At 53.7% G+C, this 17,831-nt stretch carries 14 protein-coding genes; 9 read left to right on the top strand and 5 right to left on the bottom strand.

What is annotated here, in order from left to right:
• Window positions 1–364: 364 nt before the first annotated feature.
• Genes E2566_RS20330 through E2566_RS20310 form a run of 5 tightly spaced genes read left to right on the top strand, consistent with a single transcriptional unit; the run spans window position 365 to window position 4,769 of the window.
• On the top strand, window positions 365–1,246 hold the full coding sequence (locus tag E2566_RS20330) for an energy transducer TonB (protein WP_107168990.1): 882 nt from the start codon (window positions 365–367) through the stop codon (window positions 1,244–1,246).
• 10 nt (window positions 1,247–1,256) lie between these two features.
• A complete protein-coding gene (locus E2566_RS20325) occupies window positions 1,257–1,973 on the top strand; it encodes a MotA/TolQ/ExbB proton channel family protein (RefSeq protein ID WP_107168989.1) in 717 nt (238 codons plus the stop codon).
• 1 nt (window position 1,974) lies between these two features.
• A complete protein-coding gene (locus E2566_RS20320) occupies window positions 1,975–2,376 on the top strand; it encodes an ExbD/TolR family protein (protein ID WP_107168988.1) in 402 nt (133 codons plus the stop codon).
• A 21-nt stretch (window positions 2,377–2,397) separates the two neighbouring features.
• Window positions 2,398–4,008, top strand: a complete 1,611-nt coding sequence (locus E2566_RS20315) for an ABC transporter permease (RefSeq protein ID WP_107168987.1) — start codon at window positions 2,398–2,400, stop codon at window positions 4,006–4,008.
• 17 nt (window positions 4,009–4,025) lie between these two features.
• Window positions 4,026–4,769, top strand: a complete 744-nt coding sequence (locus E2566_RS20310; RefSeq protein WP_107168986.1) for an ABC transporter ATP-binding protein — start codon at window positions 4,026–4,028, stop codon at window positions 4,767–4,769.
• A gap of 169 nt (window positions 4,770–4,938) precedes the next feature.
• Here E2566_RS20310 and E2566_RS20305 read toward each other — a convergent pair whose 3' ends face one another.
• Complete coding sequence (locus tag E2566_RS20305) at window positions 4,939–5,832, bottom strand: hypothetical protein (protein ID WP_107168985.1); 894 nt, start codon at window positions 5,830–5,832, stop codon at window positions 4,939–4,941.
• Window positions 5,833–6,233: 401 nt separating this feature from the next.
• Here E2566_RS20305 and E2566_RS20300 point away from each other — a divergent pair, with 401 nt between their 5' ends.
• Complete coding sequence (locus E2566_RS20300) at window positions 6,234–6,977, top strand: DUF2461 domain-containing protein (RefSeq protein WP_107168984.1); 744 nt, start codon at window positions 6,234–6,236, stop codon at window positions 6,975–6,977.
• An 18-nt stretch (window positions 6,978–6,995) separates the two neighbouring features.
• On the opposite strand, the gene E2566_RS20295 is transcribed toward E2566_RS20300, so the two are convergent.
• Window positions 6,996–7,796: a lysozyme inhibitor LprI family protein gene (locus tag E2566_RS20295; RefSeq protein WP_107168983.1), complete on the bottom strand. Its 801-nt coding sequence runs from the start codon at window positions 7,794–7,796 to the stop codon at window positions 6,996–6,998.
• Window positions 7,793–8,683: an HTH-type transcriptional activator IlvY gene (ilvY, locus tag E2566_RS20290; RefSeq protein ID WP_107168982.1), complete on the bottom strand. Its 891-nt coding sequence runs from the start codon at window positions 8,681–8,683 to the stop codon at window positions 7,793–7,795. Before ilvY ends, E2566_RS20295 begins: the two co-directional genes overlap by 4 nt.
• 187 nt (window positions 8,684–8,870) lie before the next feature.
• Between ilvY and ilvC the strand changes: the two genes are divergently transcribed.
• Window positions 8,871–10,349, top strand: coding sequence for a ketol-acid reductoisomerase (ilvC, locus tag E2566_RS20285; RefSeq protein ID WP_107168981.1), 1,479 nt, complete (start codon window positions 8,871–8,873; stop codon window positions 10,347–10,349).
• A gap of 93 nt (window positions 10,350–10,442) precedes the next feature.
• Here ilvC and E2566_RS20280 read toward each other — a convergent pair whose 3' ends face one another.
• On the bottom strand, window positions 10,443–11,096 hold the full coding sequence (locus tag E2566_RS20280) for an NADPH-dependent F420 reductase (protein ID WP_107168980.1): 654 nt from the start codon (window positions 11,094–11,096) through the stop codon (window positions 10,443–10,445).
• Window positions 11,097–11,197: 101 nt separating this feature from the next.
• Between E2566_RS20280 and E2566_RS20275 the strand changes: the two genes are divergently transcribed.
• Window positions 11,198–12,091, top strand: a complete 894-nt coding sequence (locus E2566_RS20275; protein WP_107168979.1) for a LysR family transcriptional regulator — start codon at window positions 11,198–11,200, stop codon at window positions 12,089–12,091.
• 37 nt (window positions 12,092–12,128) lie between these two features.
• On the opposite strand, the gene putP is transcribed toward E2566_RS20275, so the two are convergent.
• Complete coding sequence (putP, locus tag E2566_RS20270) at window positions 12,129–13,613, bottom strand: sodium/proline symporter PutP (RefSeq protein WP_107168978.1); 1,485 nt, start codon at window positions 13,611–13,613, stop codon at window positions 12,129–12,131.
• Window positions 13,614–13,808: 195 nt separating this feature from the next.
• On the opposite strand from putP, the gene putA reads away from it, so the two are divergent.
• Window positions 13,809–17,756, top strand: a complete 3,948-nt coding sequence (gene putA, locus E2566_RS20265; protein WP_107168977.1) for a trifunctional transcriptional regulator/proline dehydrogenase/L-glutamate gamma-semialdehyde dehydrogenase — start codon at window positions 13,809–13,811, stop codon at window positions 17,754–17,756.
• The last annotated feature ends 75 nt before the right edge of the window (window positions 17,757–17,831 follow it).

Below are 17,831 nucleotides of genomic sequence, written 5' to 3'. Positions count from 1 at the left end.
TATTCCAACTATGCATTAGCCTGACAGCAATTTTTCCCTTTAGTCTGGGTGTCGATTATTAACGCTATCGTCTTATTAAATAAAGAATGAAATGAGTATGCTCCAAATAATTCGAGTTTCAGGAAGGCGGCAAGAGAAGGAATCCCGATGAGCTTACACAAGTAAGTGATTCGGGTGAGTGAACGCAGCCAACGCACATGCAACTTGAAGTATTACGAGTATATCGATATGCAGATACATACGTTGACTTTATTAAATAGTCGGGAAGAATTGATTATCCCAATCGCTATTCCAGGTGAGCTATACACTGACGCCTGCAACGTGAAATAGGGCGATAAAGATATATTGTCAGGAGCAACCCATCATGACGGAATTACTCTATGCGGGAGCCGCGCCGATATCCCGATCCTATTCACCGGAGCCAATGCCGCAGGTTAACACGCAGCGGGTAAGCGGCGCGGTGCCGCTACGTTTACCGCAGCTCAATACGACGGTTTCATCCCGGCCAGAACGCTGGCTGGCCGTGGTAGCGACGCTGCTATTGCATGCGGCGGTGCTGGCGTTGTTCAACAGTGCGGCGACGCCGCCGGTTACGGTACCTGCCCGGCCACAGCCTGTCAGCGTTGAGCTGGTTGCTTCGGTAACGGAACCTGTGGTGCAAGAGGTCGTTCCGGTCGCCGAACCTGAGACACCGACGCCGCAGCCGCTGGAAGAGCCGACGATAACCGAGCCGCTGGTGGATGAAAGTGCATTGCTGCCTCCTGCACCGGAAAAACCGGCCCCAGAAAAAAAAGTGCCGGAGAAAAAATCTGAACCTGTACCGAAAAAAACACCGGTGAAAAAGAGTGCTCCCGCACCTAAACCGACGCAGCAGCCCCAGACGGAAACCGCATCGGCAGTGGCTCCAATAGCGCCTGCGCCGATAGCGCAAAAGGCGGCGGTACAGCCCGTCGACGCGCCGTTAACGCCGCCGCTGGCCAATGCTGATTACCTGCATAACCCTTCGCCGTCTTATCCCGATGTGGCGATTAGCCGCGGTTATGAAGGCACGGTGCTGCTAAATGTGCAGGTGCGTGCTGACGGCAAGGTACAAACCATTCGAATTCATCAATCAAGCGGCTATCCGTCGCTGGATGAGGCTGCCAGAGACACAGTGGTGCGCTGGTCTTTCGTTCCAGCGCGGCGCGGCAACCAGCCTGTTAGCGGTTGGGTGGTGGTTCCTGTCGATTTTTCGCTGAACTCATGAGGTATTGGTTATGACACTCGGACACATTGAACTCTTTTCTGCTGAAGGCGCAGTGGTTCTGTTACTGCTGTTGTTTTCTCTCGTCACCTGGGGGCTGGGGTTGCTGAAGTTTGTCCAGTACCGGCTGGCGCAACGGCGCGATCGGCGTTTCCGTGCGGCTTTCTGGCAGCAGGATGACGTCAGCCAGACGCCAGAAACCAGCGCGAAACAGCCCGGTTCGCTGGCAAACCTTGCTCTGGCTGCCGTTAAAGCGCCGGAGCGGATTAGCGGCCAGCTTGCTTTGAATATTCATCTTCCCGATCGGGTCGAGCGTGCGCTGCAACAGCAGATTCAGCGCGAACGCCGCTCGCTGGAAAGCGGGCTGGCGGTGTTGGCGAGTATCGGCAGTACGTCGCCGTTTATCGGCCTGTTCGGCACCGTTTGGGGCATTATGGCGGCGTTGCAGGAGATCGGACTTTCGGGTTCTGCCAGTCTCGACACTGTGGCGGGGCCGATTGGTAATGCGCTGATCGCCACCGGAATCGGGATTGCGGTCGCGGTTCCTGCGGTGCTGATCTACAACTACTTTTTACGCCGTCTTAAGCTGGCTGTCGCGGATATGGATGACTTTGCCCATGATGTTTACAGCGTGATGCAGGCGAATGATTTTCACGTCAGTACGTTTCAGGCCAGCACAGAGCCATCCTCTGCGGCTTTCTCCGTAAAGAATCTGAGAGAGGTGGTCTGAGATGGCCTTTACCTCGCGTAATGATGACGACGTCATGAGTGAAATGAATATCACACCACTCGTGGATGTCATGCTGGTATTGCTGGTGGTGTTTATCGTTACTGCGCCGATGCTGACCAATGCCATTCCTATTCAGCTACCGAAAACGGCGGCGGTGGCCCCGGCCGATCGCGCCGATCCGATCGTGATTAGTATTGATGGTGAGCAGCGCGTCTTCATCAATAAAGAAAACCTGGCACGCGAGCAACTGGTGCCGCGCTTGCAGCAGGCGAAAGCGGGTAATTCTGATTTGGTGGTGCAGGTACAAGCGGACAAAGAGGCCAATTATGGCGCGGTAGCGGCGCTACTGGCCGATGTTGAGCAGGCGGGGATTACACGTTTATCTCTGCTGACGCAGAAATAACCTAGCCGGATACCGACGCTCATGATGCCCAAATACACACTGCGACTACGTTCCGCTTCTGATGCTTCGCTGTCCACGGGGGCGCTATCGGCGGGATATTCTGCGCTGGTCACGTCGTTGATCGCGTCACTGCTCGTGCCATTGCTGGTATTGGCCGGATGGTGGCTGGCCAGTCGGCATGGGTGGATGTCTGAGCAGATACTGCCTTCGCCGCTGGCGGTCATCGACAGTGCGCGTGATTTTGTCCCCGAAGAACTGATTCATCAGTTGCCCATTAGCCTGATGCGGCTTGCGATGGGCTTTGGCGGCGGCATCGCGCTGGGTCTGGTACTGGGTAGTTTGTTCGGCCTGAATCGACGCCTGAATGCGCTGTTTATGCCACTTTTCACCGTCATCGCACAGATTCCAACGTTAGCCTGGATACCGCTTTTGATGCTGTCATTAGGCATTGGTGAAGCGCTGAAATTGGTGGTGTTGGTGAAATCGGTGACGGTGCCGGTGACGCTTTACACCTGTGCCGGTATTCAACAGACGCCGCAAAAGCTGCATGAAATGGCGCGTAGCCTGCGTTTACCGCCCATCGCCTTCCTGCGTTACCTGATTCTGCCCGCGATGTTGCCGTATGTGATGACGGGGGTACGGCTAGCGTTTTCCACCGGATGGGTGGCGCTGATTGCAGTAGAGCTGCTGGCATCCAGCGAAGGGCTGGGCTACCTGCTGGTACAGAGCCGTCAGTTGTTCATGTTGGATCTGGTGTTTGTCTGTATTTTGATTATCGGGATACTGGGATTTTCCGGGGAACGCGTGCTGTTGAAGCTGGAACGTCGTTGGATTCATTGGCCTGCGCCGATACTGGGGCGCGATAGCCTGAGCTCTGCGCTGCCGGGTCTATCGCTGACGCCTTGGCTCGCGCCATTGGCTCTGGTTACGTTGTGGCAGGTTAGCAGTACGCGTGAGTGGGTGAACGTGGCTTTTCTTCCTGCACCAAGTGGTGTGATTGATGCGCTGTGGTCAGGCTTGGCTCAGGGGGGACTGTTGGCCGACCTGAATGCCAGCCTGCTGCGTGCGCTCCAGGGCTTTCTGCTGGGGAGCGGGATCGGCGTGCTGGTCGGCGCGGTGCTCGGTGGCTGGCGTATCGCCGATAGGCTGTTTAATCCGGCACTGTCTGCACTGCGCTGTGTGGCGCTATTCGCCTGGCTGCCGCTGATAACGGCCTGGTTCGGTTTAGGGGAAAGCGCCAAAATCGTGTTTATCGCCGTGGCCGCGTTCTTTCCCGTCATGTTGGCAACCCGTCAGGGGATCGCCCAACTTCCCCCTGCGCTATTGGAAGTGGCTCAGGTTTTGCGCCTTACCCCTATGCAGACGTTGCGCGCGCTGGTGTTTCCCAGCGTATTACCGCCACTTTTTTCCGGTTTACGGCTGGCGTTGATGCATGCGTGGACCGGAGCCATTGGCGCAGAGTATTTCATGCCGTCGGGAGAAGGGCTGGGCGGCATGATGATTCGCGCACAGCAACTGCTTGAATCCGATCGCATCATGGCCGGGGTCGTGCTGATTGCGATCGTAGCCGCGTTCTTTTCCCGCTTGATGACCTTATCTGAACGGCGGCTGACGCGCTGGCGCTTTGCGTGATCGTTAACGGAGAATCTATGTCACTGCATTTTCAGCATATTACCAAGTATTTTACCGTCAACGGCGCACCGCTGACGGTGTTACAGGATATTGATCTGTCGCTGCTCGCGGGCGAGCTGGTTGCGGTCATCGGGGCCAGCGGCTGCGGTAAATCGACGCTGCTGCGTTTGGCGGCTGGGATTGATACCACCGAACGTGGGCGTATTCTGATTGGCGATCGGTCTGTGCGCGGTATTCCCGACGATGTCAGCCTGGTGTTTCAAGAACCGCGCCTGTTTCCGTGGCTCACCGTGACGGACAATATCCGTCTTGGCATGCTCAACCTCAATCTTTCCTCTGCGGACGCTGCGCAGCGTATTACACACTATCTTCAGATGATGGGGCTGGAAGCATTTGCCGACGCGTGGCCGCATCAGCTTTCGGGCGGGATGGCGCAGCGTGTGGCGATTGCCCGCGGACTGGTGTCGACGCCACGTATTCTCTTGCTGGATGAACCTTTCGGCGCGCTAGATGCGTTGACTAAGCAGCAGTTGCAAGAACGTCTGGCGGAGATTCGCCGACAAACGGATTTGACGATATTGCTGGTAACGCATGACGTGGAAGAAGCCGTTTTTCTGGCCGACAGGGTAGTGGTGATGTCACCCCGACCGGGTCGGATTAGTGCGATTCTACCAGTCGATCTCGCTTATCCTCGCGATCGAACCAGCACCGCGTTATTGGAACAACGACAAGCGGTCAGTCAGGCGCTGCATCAGGCCTGACCGTTGTGAATATCCGTGAAAAGGGTGTTGTTCAGGCGCTTGCTCCACCTAATGACAGCACCGTTTCGGCTATATCTCTTAGGCCGTTGCGTCAGGGCGACACACTTGCGAATATGTCGCCCTGATGGACTAACGTTTTGCCACGTATCTTGAATGATGTCGGGTAGCGCTATTTAGCCAAAATGCCGTAGCTGAAAAAATACCCTGATTGCTTAACGAAATCGCCGTGTTGCTTATGTTGTTCAGCAGTATGGGTAGATGTGTTACTGACATAGGCTTGAGTGAAATCAGTGCTCAGCTGAAAATATTGTTTGCTCAGTTTTTCATGAATAGCGCTGTCATCCGTTGTCTGCAACGTCTTTAACAGGTCGACTATTTTTTCTGCCGATTCCTGGATTTTAGGATGAAGACCACTGGTAGCAGGGAGGTCGTAATTAAATTGCATGTTGACTGAATCTTTATTTTTATCTTCGCTAGCGCCGGCGGCAAGATTTTCGCCATAGACGTCTGCAATGTATTGAACGAGCTCTGGCTTATCAAAACATTTAGACTTGATGTTACCATTTGATGTTTTATCACGGGTGGTGATGGAATCAGGGAAGGCTTCACCTAATTGGTAGGTGCATTTAAACATGTTGGCATCAATGACCGACGCGTTAGCACTTCTGACGGCCATTTCTATCTGATGACCATTAATCATCACCTCGTAGGTCGTCGGCTTAAAGCTTTTTCCTTTTCCTTCAACGGCATAAATTTCGGATAGTGTATAATAAACCTGGTTGTTCGGATTGATAATTCCGCCGTTGTTATTATCAAAAACCATGAAGGAGAAACGCTCACCTTTATTATTTTCTAATAGATGCTTACCGGGTGAAAGTTTAATTTTGTCGCTATGGTTCGGCAAAACGTCATAACTTTGTCCATCAACCTTGAAGGTAATATTACTTGCAGTCGGGTTGCTGTAATAAAATACGCCTTTCTGACTTGTCGGATCTAAACTATCACAGGCCGAAACAGAAAGTGCAACGAACCCCATTATCCCCAGTTTTAATGCTTCCTTCATTATATAGTTCCCTCATCAAAGGATTTTGTTGTTAATAATTACCTTGCTTAAATTGCAATAATGCTAACATATCAGCTATAGAGGCATGTTCTAAATTAAGTAAAATCCTGTAGCTATTTCTCTGTAAATTCTTATGTAGAAATCACGATACTTTGATTTCCACAAATACTGGCGTGAGGGTAATCTTATCTGCTGTTGCTCATGGGATAATGAATATAAATGGATGTTGTCATGGCCGATCCGAGAAGAAAAAAGGTAACGATAAAAATAATTCATGCTTTTGGGAAACTGTAGGAAATAGTGGTTTGGGCGATGAGGTGACCTTTCCGCTGACGATGGCGTTTCGCTACTGGCGGCGTTATCTTTATGCCATCTGACAGCAACAGGGAGGGTATTTCTCTATGGCAACGCAGTTCACGGGTTTTTCCCAAGCGGGTTTGACGTTTCTTCAGCAGGTGCGGCAGAACAACGATAAAGCGTGGTTTGACGAGCATCGATCCATTTACGATGAGCAATTGGTTGCGCCATTTCGTACGTTGGTAGATGAACTCAGTCTAACCATGCTACAGATTGACGACCACTTTGAAACCCGCCCGGCAATCGGTAAAACCCTCTCCCGTATTCATCGCGATACGCGGTTTTCCCATGATAAATCACGCTATCGCAGCCATATGTGGCTCACTTTCAAGCGTACCCGCAAAGATTGGACGGATGCCCCGGTGTATTTCTTTGAAATCACGCCGGATACCTGGCGCTACGGGCTGGGCTATTACAGCGCGACGCGCAATACGATGGACCTGTTCCGTCAGACGCTGCGTGGTAACCCGTCACAGTTCCTTGAGGTGGCGAGCTGTCTGGGAGACACCTTCACTCTGGAAGGGGACAGCTACAAACGCCCGCTGATTAAAGAGCAGGAGCCGGAACTGGCGAACTGGTATAACCGTAAATCGTTTGCCGCGATATCTACCCGGCAGGATATGGAAGCGCTGTTTTCCGGCGATCTGGTGACGGTGTTAGCTCGCGGATTTACCCAGCTTGAGCCGCTCTATCATTACCTGATGAATGTCGAAACCATGAAAAAAGCCGCGCAGGAAACGGAGTCCGATACGCGGGCATTTTCGGCGGATAAGTGGTTTGAACGCTAGCGTCAGAGTGAGCCAACGCTACGGCGTTTTTTGCGGCTCCAGTGGCGTTTTATCGCGCTCTAGCAAATAGTTAAACAGGTAACCTTCTTCCTGATTGCTGCCGAAGGTAGCGATTTGCAGATGATCATCGTCAATGCAGGTGAGCAGTATTTTCACCTGCTGGCCGAAGCTGCTTTCACCTTTGCCAATGGCTTGCGTATCGCTCATCTGACGGGCGGTGAAGCCGGAATCATCCAGCTTGTTACCATAGCGGAATGCAATGGACGCGCCGCCTTCAAGCTTGCCACGCTGGTTGGTCATGGTCAGGCTAACAGCATGATAGGGCGCTTTCTGGTCATACATTTCCCGAAAATACTCTCCCAGATCGCGGTACTCCTCGGCGGAAAGCCCCGACATCACGTACTCATAGCTGAATGAACCGTGGAAACAGGATGTGCTTTTCACGGGGGTAATCGGTGAAGGCAAAGCGTGCTGCGCGATGTCATTTAGGTAGCGCAGCCGGTTTAACTGCTGCTGATAACGTTGTCGCAGGCAGTCTTCGTCTTTGCACTGGTCGCGCGTGGTCAGCCAGCCGCGCTGAAATTGATTGAGCGTTTTTTCCCACGGCGCGCTGTTGCCGTACGCCGTCAGGAACGCGCGGGATGCCTTCCAGGCCTGAGTCAGCTCTTCATCTAGCTGCCCGAGCAACGGGCTGGCGCAAATCAACGTTTCCTGCGTCGAGGTGGCTTTTTCGCAGGGGAAACTGGCGGCGTGCGCAGGGTCGCTGAGTGAGGCGAGTACCGCTCCTGCTGCTATGATGGTCGCGAAGGCTATCTTCATGATGCGTCCTGTAATATGTCCCAAAAGGCGGCAATCAGCGGTTCGCTAAGCCGTTTTTTCTGTACGCAAACGCCCAGCTCAAGCGGTTCCATCACCTGTTCGGCAAAGACAGAGACGCGGTTGCGTACCGGCTCCGGGCTGTTTTCCAGTACCACGTTGGGAATGAGCGCAATGCCACAGCCTAACGCAACCATCGATACCATCGCTTCATGCCCGGAGATGGTGGCGTAAATCTGTGGGTTGGTGATGTGATTGCGGCGGAACCACTGATCGATGCGCTTACGCACTGGGCCGTGTTCCGGCAGGATGAACGGAATCTGCGACCAGTCCGGTTCTGATTGGCGTACCAGCGACTGAACCGGGCAGGGAAGCGCCGGGATAATCAGCGCGAGAGGCAGTTCATCGAGCGGCATGAAGTCAACGCTCGCAGGCAGCGCTTCCGGGCGTCCTGCAATCCCCAAATCTCCATCGTTCGACTGAATTTTCTCAACGGCATCGGCGGCATCGCCGGTTGTCAGCTTGATTTCCACTAGCGGATGCAGCGCCCTGAAGCGATCCAGAATCGGTGGCAGATGGCTGTAGGCGGCGGTGACGGAGCAGAATATCCGCAGTTCACCGCTTAATGACGGCCCGTGCTGGTCTATCGTGTGGCGTAGCTGCTGGTATTGCAGCAGCGTTTGTTGAGCGAATAGCTTTAGGTGATCTCCGGCATCGGTGAGCTGCACGGTACGGTTATCGCGCAGAAACAGCGTCTGCCCTAAATCCTCTTCCAACCGCTGAATTTGTCGTGACAGCGTGGACGGGCTGATGTGCATCGCTTTGGCGGTACGGCCAAAGTGTCGGCTTTCTGCCAGATGTAGGAATAATTTGAGATCACGTAAATCCATGCGATGCAGGCCTCGTTTTTTATCTTGCAGCCGTTTTTTTATCTTGCATATAGTGCAATATGACGTTGCTAATATATCAATTTAAGCAACGCAATTCCTGTCATATGATGGGGTCATAGTGAATTCCCATCTGGCGGGAATCCTTTTCTGAATAACAGACAAACAAAAACCGTATACGGAGCACGACATGGCTAACTATTTCAACACATTAAACCTGCGTCAGCAGCTGGATCAATTGGGCAAGTGCCGCTTTATGGGGCGTGATGAATTTGCCGATGAGGCGAGCTACCTGAAAGGGAAAAAAGTGGTGATCGTCGGTTGTGGTGCTCAGGGTCTGAATCAGGGTCTGAACATGCGCGATTCTGGTCTGGATATCGCTTATGCCCTGCGTGCTGAAGCGATTGCGGAAAAACGTGCCTCATGGCGCAAAGCGACTGAAAACGGCTTCACCGTTGGCACCTACGAAGATCTGATCCCGCAGGCCGATCTGATCGTTAACCTGACGCCAGACAAACAGCACTCTGCCGTGGTTCAGGCAGTACAGCCGCTGATGAAACAGGGTGCAGCGCTGGGTTACTCTCACGGCTTCAACATCGTTGAAGTGGGCGAGCAAATCCGTAAAGACATCACTGTTGTGATGGTGGCGCCGAAGTGCCCAGGTACGGAAGTGCGTGAAGAATACAAACGTGGTTTCGGCGTACCGACGCTGATCGCGGTTCACCCTGAAAACGATCCAAAAGGCGAAGGCATGGCAATCGCCAAAGCGTGGGCGGCGGCAACGGGCGGCCACCGTGCTGGTGTTCTGCAATCTTCTTTCGTTGCAGAAGTAAAATCTGACCTGATGGGTGAACAGACTATTCTGTGTGGTATGTTGCAGGCCGGTTCTCTGCTGGGCTTCGACAAACTGGTTGCTGAAGGCACCGATCCTGCCTATGCAGAAAAACTGATTCAGTTCGGCTGGGAAACCATCACCGAAGCGCTGAAGCAAGGCGGGATTACGCTGATGATGGATCGCCTGTCTAACCCGGCGAAACTGCGTGCTTACGCACTGTCTGAGCAACTGAAAGGCATCATGGCTCCGCTGTTCCAGAAGCACATGGATGACATCATCTCCGGCGAATTCTCTAGCGGTATGATGGCTGACTGGGCGAACGATGACGTGAAACTGCTGACCTGGCGTGAAGAGACCGGTAAAACGGCGTTCGAAAATGCACCGCAGTTCGACGGTAAAATCGCTGAGCAAGAATACTTTGATAACGGCGTGTTGATGGTTGCGATGGTGAAAGCGGGCGTTGAGCTGGCGTTTGAAACCATGGTGAGCTCCGGCATCATCGAAGAGTCGGCTTACTACGAATCACTGCATGAGCTGCCGCTGATCGCCAACACCATCGCGCGTAAGCGTCTGTATGAAATGAACGTGGTTATCTCTGATACCGCAGAATACGGTAACTACCTGTTTGCCAACGCTGCCGTTCCATTGCTGAAAGATGCGTTCATGGCATCTCTGCAACCGGGCGATCTGGGCAAAGCGGTCGCGGGTACTGAAGTAGACAACGCGCAACTGCGTGATGTTAACGAAGCTATCCGTAACCACCCAATCGAAACCGTAGGCCACACGCTGCGTGGCTACATGAAAGACATGAAGCGTATCGCTGTCGCAGGTTAATGTTCGCTTTTACGTTTAGCGAAACACGATAATTTCTATGCTGCACCCTCTGGGAGCAGCATTTTTTTATCCGCAGTTATCCCTAAGCCTGAGTTATCTCTGTTGTGTATCGGCAGTGCTTTCACGTGGGGCCAGTGCCAGCGCAGTGATTAATTCCGCTTTTGTCATCCGTACACAGTAAGACGGCATGTTCCTTTCAAAGCGCCATCCTTCAGACAATTTTCCCGCATCGACAACATCAAATCCGAAGGCATCATAGAGTTCAGCCACAATGGCTTTTTCCTGCTCGTCGTCACCCGCGAGCGGTAGCGCACGGCGATTAGCTGAGCCTGTCGGGAGCCCATCGCTTTCAAGTTGTGTCATGGGGATAGCATTGAACGCTTTGGTGATCCTGGCGTCTGGTAAATAACGCGCCAGTAGCTCGCTGGTGGTGGTACTGCGCGTATCCAGTGCGGTGACCTTACCATCTCGCTCGGTATAGTAATTGACGGTATCGATGACGGATTTTCCCCGTAAAACCTGTTCAGGGAGCTTATCGATAGCGGTAAAGGGAACGGCGATAACCACAATGTCGCCAAAGAGCGCTGCCTGAGTGGCGGTGCCGATATCGCAGCCGATCATGGGACGGAGGCTGAACAGTGACTGGGGATCGCGCGAGTTGCTGAGCATGACCTGATGACCGTTCTGAAGCGCTAATTTAGCGATTGCCCGCCCAACAAAGCCCGCACCAATAATGCCAATTTTCATCTTTCTCTCCTTAATGCTTTTGAGAAGAGAATCTTAATTGCCTACAATTTGAGGATAAATTGTGCTTTTAAGCGAAAACAAACAACAAATATGAGTGAATCATGGATCGGCTGACCAGCATGAACATCTTTGTTAAAGCATCGGAGTTGGGGTCTTTTGCCGCCGCGGCAGAGGTGCTGGGCACCTCACCTCAGATGGTGGCGAAGCAGGTGGCGTGGCTCGAAGCGAGGCTTGGCGTTCGGTTGCTGAACCGTACGACGCGGAGGCAAAGCCTGACGGATATTGGTCTGCGCTATTATGAGCGTTGTAAGGTTGTGCTTGCCGAAGCGGAAGATGCTGATGCCGTTGCCCGTGAAATGCAGGTGACACCTTCGGGAATGATTCAGGTTAACGCGCCCGTTACCTGGGGATCGCATCTGCTCGCGCCGTTTATCACACACTATCTTGCTCGCTATCCTGACACGCAAATTGCGCTGACGCTGAACGATCGTCTGGTTGACCCGATAGAAGAGGGGTTTGAAGTTATCATTCGCATCGGTGAATTGGCAGATAGTTCAATGGTGGCTTGGCCACTTCAGCCTTACTCATTGATCGCTTGCGCATCGCCTGACTATCTGGCGCGTGAAGGCATGCCAGATTCGCCATCGAGTCTTGCACGCCACGCGTGCCTTATTTATGGCGTGCGCACCGCCGCGACGTCTTGTCGGTGGGTATTTCAGAAGGACGGCCAGACGGAAGAAATCAGGCCGGAAGGTCGGCTTTTTGCTAATGACTGGAATGCGCTGCTGCATGCTGCGATAGAGGGATATGGTATCACGCTTGGGCCGGAGGCCGTGTTACGTAAGGAAATTGACCGTGGGCGTCTGGTACAGGTGCTGTCTGACTATCATGGGCCTGCTCGCCCGGTTCACGTCATGGTGCCGGTGGGACGGCGGGCAGCGATTAAAGTGAAAACCTTTGTCGATGCAGTCAGAGCCCATTTCGGGTCAAGATAAGCCCGTGGCATGGCGAACGATGCCACGGGCATTATGACTAAACGGACTGGTATTCCGCTTCTGCCTGCTTGAAGCGGTCGGTAATCGCTTTTGACGGCGCTTTACCCAGCAGGCTGACGATGAAAATGGTCAGGCTGTTGAAGATAAATCCGGGGATGATTTCATACAGACCCAGCCAGGCATACTGTTTCCAGATTAGCACGGTTGCCGCACCCACGATCATGCCGAGCAGTGCGCCGTTGCGCGTCATACGCGGCCACAGCAGAGAAATCAAAATTACCGGTCCGAAGGCGGCGCCGAACCCTGCCCAGGCATAGCTCACCAGACCGAGTACACGGTTTTCAGGGTTGAGCGACAGCGCGATAGCAATGATAGCGACGAATAGCACCATCGCACGCCCTACCCACACCAGCTCTTTCTGGCTGGCATTCTTGCGCAGGAAGGGCTTGTACAAATCTTCGGTGATGGCACTGGAACATACCAGCAACTGGCAGCTCAGCGTACTCATCACGGCAGCCAAAATCGCAGACAGCAGCACGCCAGCAATCCACGGATTGAACAGCAGCATGGATAGCTCGATAAAGACACGCTCGCTGTTTTGCGTCACGTTGCCCGCCTGATCCGGGTTATTGTTGAAGTAGGCGATGCCGAAGAAACCTACCGCCACAGCACCGGTCAGACACAGAATCATCCAGGTCATACTGATGCGCCGCGCGTTATGAATGGTGTGGTGTGAGTCAGCGGCCATAAAGCGCGCCAGAATGTGCGGCTGGCCGAAATAGCCCAGACCCCAGCCCATCAGCGAGAGGATAGCGACAAAGTTGAGCCCTTTGAACATATCCAGATTGGCCGGATTTTTCGCTTCAATCACCATGAGTGAAGTATCTATTCCTCCCAGCGATAAAATGACCATCACCGGCGTCAGGATCAGGGCGAAAATCATCAGGCTGGCCTGAACGGTGTCCGTCCAGCTCACGGCCAGAAAACCACCGATGAAGGTATAGGCGATGGTGGCCGCTGCCCCTGCCCATAACGCCGTGTCGTAGCTCATACCGAAGGTGCTTTCAAACAGTCTAGCCCCTGCGACGATGCCGGATGCACAATAAATAGTGAAGAAAATCAGGATCACTAATGCAGAAATCACACGCAGTAATTTACTGTTATCTTCAAAACGATGGGTGAAATAGTCTGGCAGCGTGAGCGCGTTGTGGTTGACCTCGGTATGTACGCGCAGGCGTCCGGCGACCCACTTCCAGTTCAGGTAGGCACCTAACGTCAGGCCGATCGCGATCCAGCTTTCAGAAATGCCGGAAATGAAGATGGCGCCCGGCAATCCCATCAGCAGCCAACCGCTCATATCGGAAGCGCCAGCCGACAGGGCAGTGACGACGCTTCCCATCCGACGTCCACCCAGGATGTAATCGCCAAAGTTATTGGTGGCGCGGTAGGCAAACAGGCCGATGAGGACCATCCCGAAAATATACACCAGAAACGTCACCAGCATGGGTGTGCTTATTGTCATTCAACTCTCCACATTTTTTTCGTGCCGCTGTCGCGGCGACGCTGTGTTTTATAGTAATCACTCAGGCCGGAACGAGGCCTGAAGGTGATGATGGGTAGCAACCGTTCCATTTGTTAACAAGGTTGCACAAAGTTGCAACATGGTTGATATTGACGTTATCCCGATGTGCATCTTCTAATCACAGGAGTGGACGCTATGGGCTTTACCACGATGGGTGTAAAACTCGATGAGGAAACACGTGAGCGCATCAAGGCGGCAGCACAGCGTATTGATCGTACACCGCACTGGCTGATCAAACAGGCTATTTTCCATTACCTCGAACGCCTCGAAAGTGGCCTCGACACTCCTGAAACACCGCAATGGGCGAACGTGAGCCACATTGAAGCAGAAGAGATTATGCCGCAATCTCGAGAAGAAGAAACCTACCAACCCTTTCTTGATTTCGCCGAGCAGGTTCTTCCCCAGTCCGTTATCCGAGCGGCCATGACTTCCGCTTATCGTCGCCCCGAAAATGAACTGGTACCCATCTTGCTGGAACAAGCAAGACTTACCGATGAATTATCGCAATTAACGCAGAAACTGGCTTATCGACTGGCAGAGAAATTACGCAGTCAGAAAGCCGGCAACGGGCGTGCGGGTATCGTGCAAGGGCTGTTACAGGAATTCTCACTGTCTTCTCAGGAAGGTGTGGCGCTAATGTGTTTAGCCGAAGCGCTGCTGCGTATTCCCGATAAATCTACACGCGATGCGCTGATTCGCGACAAGATCAGCCGGGGAAATTGGCAGGCGCACCTCGGCCATAGCCCGTCTCTTTTCGTGAATGCCGCAACCTGGGGACTGCTGTTTACCGGCAAGCTGGTGGTGACACACAATGAAGCTCACCTGTCGAATTCGCTGAATCGCATCATCGGTAAACGCGGTGAACCGCTCGTTCGTAAAGGCGTCGATATGGCTATGCGGCTGATGGGAGAGCAGTTCGTCACGGGGGAAACCATCGGTGAAGCGCTGGCGAATGCCCGTGAGCGAGAGAACAAAGGCTTCCGTTACTCTTACGATATGTTAGGTGAAGCGGCGCTGACGGAGCCTGATGCTGCCGCGTATTTGTCGGCCTATCAGCAGGCAATTCATGCTATCGGCAAAGCCTCGAACGGGCGGGGGATTTACGAAGGGCCGGGTATCTCCATCAAGCTATCGGCACTGCATCCGCGCTATAGCCGTTCGCAGTATGATCGCGTGCTTGATGAGTTGTATCCGAGGTTGTTATCGCTGACGCTGCTGGCGCGCCAGTATGATATCGGGATCAATATTGACGCTGAGGAAGCCGATCGACTGGAGATCTCGCTCGATCTACTGGAAAAACTCTGTATGGAACCGCAACTGGCGGGGTGGAACGGTATCGGGTTTGTCATTCAGGCTTACCAGAAGCGCTGCTCGTATGTGGTAGATGTGTTGATTGAGCTGGCACAGCGCAGCCATCGGCGGTTGATGATTCGCCTGGTGAAAGGGGCATATTGGGACAGTGAAATCAAACGGGCGCAGGTTGACGGGCTGGAAGGCTATCCGGTCTACACGCGTAAGGTCTATACCGATGTGTCTTATCTGGCGTGCGCCCGCAAGCTGTTGGCCGTACCGAATCTGATTTATCCGCAGTTCGCCACGCACAATGCGCAGACGCTAAGCGCGATCTACCACATGGCGGGCAACAATTATTATCCCGGTCAATATGAATTCCAGTGCCTGCATGGCATGGGGGAACCGCTCTATGATCAGGTGGTTGGCGCGGTTGCAGACGGTAAATTGAACCGACCGTGCCGCATTTATGCCCCGGTCGGAACCCATGAAACGCTGCTGGCTTATCTGGTACGGCGTCTGCTGGAAAACGGCGCGAATACCTCGTTTGTTAACCGCATTGCGGATACCTCAATGGCGCTGGAAACGCTGATTGCCGATCCGGTTAGCGGCGTAGAGGCACTGGCAAAAGTAGAATGGAGTATGGGCGCACCGCATCCGCGCATTCCTCTGCCGCGTCAGCTATATGGTCGGGAGCGGCAAAATTCGAGCGGGCTGGATCTCTCGAATGAGCATCGGCTGGCCTCGCTCTCCAGTGCGTTGCTGAGTCACGCGACACAACCGTGGTACGCCGCGCCAATGATTGAGGGGGAAAGCGAGGCAAGCGAAGAAAAGCCCGTGGTGAATCCCGCCGATGTGCACGATGTGGTGGGCTATGTCCGTGATGCCTCCGTGGCAGATGTTGAACGGGCAATAGATGCCGCAGTGCATGCCAACGCCATCTGGTTTGCGACGCCGCCCGCTGAGCGAGCCGCGATATTAAATCAGGCCGCTTCGCTGATGGAAGAGCAGTTGCAAAGCCTGCTGGGGCTGTTGGTTCGGGAGGCGGGGAAATCCTTCAGTAACGCGATTGCAGAAGTGCGCGAAGCGGTGGACTTCTTGCGCTATTACGCGAGTCAGGTGCGAGACACCTTCACCAATGATACCCATCGTCCTCTGGGTCCCATCGTTTGCATTAGTCCGTGGAATTTCCCGCTGGCAATCTTTACCGGACAAATTTCTGCTGCACTGGCGGCAGGAAACAGCGTATTGGCGAAACCGGCTGAACAAACGCCGCTGATTGCGGCGCAGGCGGTACGTATTCTGCATGAAGCGGGAATCCCCTTGGGCGTATTGCAACTACTGCCGGGGCAGGGGGAAACCATCGGTAGTGCATTGGTGAACGACGAGCGAGTACGTGGCGTGGTGTTCACTGGTTCGACGGCCGTAGCCAAAACCCTGCAACGTAGCATCGCTGGCAGACTCGATCCACAGGGGCGTTTGACGCCGCTGATTGCCGAAACGGGCGGCCTGAATGCCATGATTGTCGACTCCTCTGCACTAACGGAACAGGTGGTGAATGACGTTATTGCCTCTGCGTTCGACAGTGCCGGACAGCGTTGTTCTGCGCTGCGTCTGCTGTGCCTACAAGAAGATATCGCGGATCGCACGCTGGCTATGCTGCGCGGCGCGATGGCGGAGTGTCGAATGGGGAATCCTGAGCGGTTATCGACCGACATCGGCCCGCTGATTGACGCGGAAGCGAAAGAGAACGTGGAACTGCATATCCAGACGATGCGGGCGAAAGGTCATACCGTATTTCAGGCAGCGCGTCCGCAGGACGAGGAGACATGGCGGCACGGAACGTTTGTAAAGCCGACCCTAATCGAATTGAGCAAGATAGACGAGCTGAAAAAAGAGGTTTTTGGTCCAGTTCTACACGTCATTCGCTATCAAAGCCAGCAGTTGGATACCGTAATTGAGCAGATCAACGCGGCGGGTTATGGCCTGACGCTGGGCGTACATACCCGTATTGATGAAACTATCCAGCGTGTAATGAACAGGGCAAAGGTGGGTAACCAGTACGTGAACCGCAATATGGTGGGAGCCGTTGTCGGTGTTCAACCGTTTGGCGGAGAAGGCCTATCGGGAACCGGACCAAAGGCAGGCGGACCGCTTTATCTATACCGCTTACTGGCACATCGACCGGACGGCGCGCTTGCGGCAGAATTTGCACAGCAGAACCGTGATCAGGCGCTGCTGGCGGGGCTACAGGCGCTGGAAGACTGGGCGATTGCTGAGGAGCGTCACGGGCTAGCGACGTTATGCCAGCGCTATAGAGAATATAGCATCAGCGGGACAACGCGACTGCTGTCTGGCCCGACAGGGGAAAGTAATACGTATACGTTGTCGCCACGTGAGCGGATTCTATGTCTGGCAGATAATGAGGACGACCGTTTGATTCAGGCGGCAGCGGTGCTGGCAACGGGCGGAAAACTCCTGTGGCCTGAAGGTGAACAGGAGAAAACGCTCTACGAACGTTTACCGCAGAAGGTGCAGTCGTGTATTCAGCTTGTACATGACTGGCAACGCCATGATGAGGTGCCTTTTCACGGCGTCATTTATCATGGCGATGCCGATCGGTTACGGCAGGTCAGCGAAGCGCTTGCGGAACGTGATGGCCCGATTGTCCTGCTGTTAGGCTATACGCAGGGTGATACCCACGTTCAACTGGAGCGATTGCTGACCGAACGTTCCCTGAGTATCAATACCGCCGCCGCAGGCGGTAACGCCAGCCTGATGGCGATAGGTTAATAAGGCATTCAATAGAAAAAGCGCGCCAAACCGTCAGGTAGGCGCGCTTTTATGTTCAGAAGCGTTGGTATAACG

This window comes from Pectobacterium punjabense (genome assembly GCF_012427845.1).
GTDB classification, from domain to species: Bacteria; Pseudomonadota; Gammaproteobacteria; order Enterobacterales; family Enterobacteriaceae; genus Pectobacterium; species Pectobacterium punjabense.
Note: the sequence above shows the minus strand (reverse complement) of the source record. Positions and strands in the feature narration are given on the sequence as shown.

Coding starts and splice junctions, on each gene's coding strand:
- E2566_RS20295 (WP_107168983.1), bottom strand. CDS start 7,796: ATGAAGATAGCCTTCGCGACCATCATAGCAGCAGGAGCGGTACTCGCC.
- putA (WP_107168977.1), top strand. CDS start 13,809: ATGGGCTTTACCACGATGGGTGTAAAACTCGATGAGGAAACACGTGAG.
- E2566_RS20330 (WP_107168990.1), top strand. CDS start 365: ATGACGGAATTACTCTATGCGGGAGCCGCGCCGATATCCCGATCCTAT.
- E2566_RS20325 (WP_107168989.1), top strand. CDS start 1,257: ATGACACTCGGACACATTGAACTCTTTTCTGCTGAAGGCGCAGTGGTT.
- E2566_RS20320 (WP_107168988.1), top strand. CDS start 1,975: ATGGCCTTTACCTCGCGTAATGATGACGACGTCATGAGTGAAATGAAT.
- E2566_RS20275 (WP_107168979.1), top strand. CDS start 11,198: ATGGATCGGCTGACCAGCATGAACATCTTTGTTAAAGCATCGGAGTTG.
- ilvC (WP_107168981.1), top strand. CDS start 8,871: ATGGCTAACTATTTCAACACATTAAACCTGCGTCAGCAGCTGGATCAA.
- putP (WP_107168978.1), bottom strand. CDS start 13,613: ATGACAATAAGCACACCCATGCTGGTGACGTTTCTGGTGTATATTTTC.
- E2566_RS20280 (WP_107168980.1), bottom strand. CDS start 11,096: ATGAAAATTGGCATTATTGGTGCGGGCTTTGTTGGGCGGGCAATCGCT.
- E2566_RS20300 (WP_107168984.1), top strand. CDS start 6,234: ATGGCAACGCAGTTCACGGGTTTTTCCCAAGCGGGTTTGACGTTTCTT.
- ilvY (WP_107168982.1), bottom strand. CDS start 8,683: ATGGATTTACGTGATCTCAAATTATTCCTACATCTGGCAGAAAGCCGA.
- E2566_RS20315 (WP_107168987.1), top strand. CDS start 2,398: ATGATGCCCAAATACACACTGCGACTACGTTCCGCTTCTGATGCTTCG.
- E2566_RS20310 (WP_107168986.1), top strand. CDS start 4,026: ATGTCACTGCATTTTCAGCATATTACCAAGTATTTTACCGTCAACGGC.
- E2566_RS20305 (WP_107168985.1), bottom strand. CDS start 5,832: ATGAAGGAAGCATTAAAACTGGGGATAATGGGGTTCGTTGCACTTTCT.